The following is a 1,084-nucleotide window of genomic DNA, read 5'->3' as shown; positions in this document are numbered from 1 at the left end:
CCAGCACTGTCACCGTAATTCCGGCATCGCGTAGCGTCACCAGCTCGCGGCCGTCGGGCAGAAGGATCGGCTCATCGAAAGCGCGGGACCAGGTCATCCGCGCTTGTGGTTCTTGGCGTGCAGCGTCGTGCGGTCTCCGGTCATCTCCTCGACGTAGTCGTCGATCGCCTTCGTCAGCTTCTCGCGGTCACCCCCGCGGCGGGCCTGCCTCCCGAAGATCAGGTAGCGGCGCAGGCGGTCGAGCTCGGCGAGGTCGGCTTTCACGCGTTCGGCCTCCGCTTCCTCATCGAACCTGCGCATCCGCTCTTTGTGGTAAGCCTTCGCGGCTGCTCGGTTCTCTGCCTTGGTCATGGCGGCCATCGAACCGCGGCGCGGGCGAGAGTCAAATTGTCCATTCCCGGTATATTGGAACGGTGTAAAACTACTGCCGCTGGGGGATGTGGACGACTCGATCGAGGACTCCCCAAGACCTATTGTCGCGGGATAGAGGGCCGATGACGCGCTGGGAAGCTCTGGTTCAATTTGACGACGAAATCAGCGAGGCGGCAGCGAGGTTGCTTCCATTCGGATTACGGTGACAGTGCACAAAATTGCAGAATTGGCGTCCCAGCGTTGCGGATAACCCGCGCCCTCCAGGATCGGTAACTTAGTGCACTGTCACCGTAATCCGGGCTTCGCTCGCCAACCGTATTCCTGATGCGGAATTGTTGCGGTGATATCGACGTCTTTGTCGGCGGACTGGCGCCACGCTGCCACGCCAAAACACACCGTGAGCGTCACGGCCGTCGCTAACAACAATACGGATAAGAACTGGCTCACGGCCGCACCGACAGGATCACGGAGCAACTGCGCGCTCAGCAAGGCGATTCGGAAAATACAGACGCGCTGACCTATGGAATGTTTTCCACAAGATTGCAAAGTGGGGAGCGGCGCCTTCCGGCCTTTGACCCGCCGCGACTCAGGAGCCAGCTTGCATTGTGGCCGGAAGGCGAGCGCAGTTACGGTGACAGTGCACAAATTGGCATTGACCAGCGTTGCGAACAGCGAGTGCCTTCCAAGGTTAGGAGTTTAGTGCACTGGACTG

The 1,084-nt window shown here is 60.1% G+C and carries 1 protein-coding gene; it reads right to left on the bottom strand.

Translation table 11 applies throughout. The features are described 5' to 3' along the window. Positions 1–93: 93 nt before the first annotated feature. Positions 94–351: a hypothetical protein gene (locus tag FXB40_RS47505; protein WP_148779126.1), complete on the bottom strand. Its 258-nt coding sequence runs from the start codon at positions 349–351 to the stop codon at positions 94–96. Positions 352–1,084 lie beyond the last annotated feature (733 nt).

It is taken from the genome of Bradyrhizobium rifense, from assembly GCF_008123425.1.
Lineage (GTDB): Bacteria > Pseudomonadota > Alphaproteobacteria > Rhizobiales > Xanthobacteraceae > Bradyrhizobium > Bradyrhizobium rifense.
This window is presented reverse-complemented; position numbering and strand designations above follow the sequence as displayed.

Coding starts and splice junctions, on each gene's coding strand:
- FXB40_RS47505 (WP_148779126.1), bottom strand. CDS start 351: ATGACCAAGGCAGAGAACCGAGCAGCCGCGAAGGCTTACCACAAAGAG.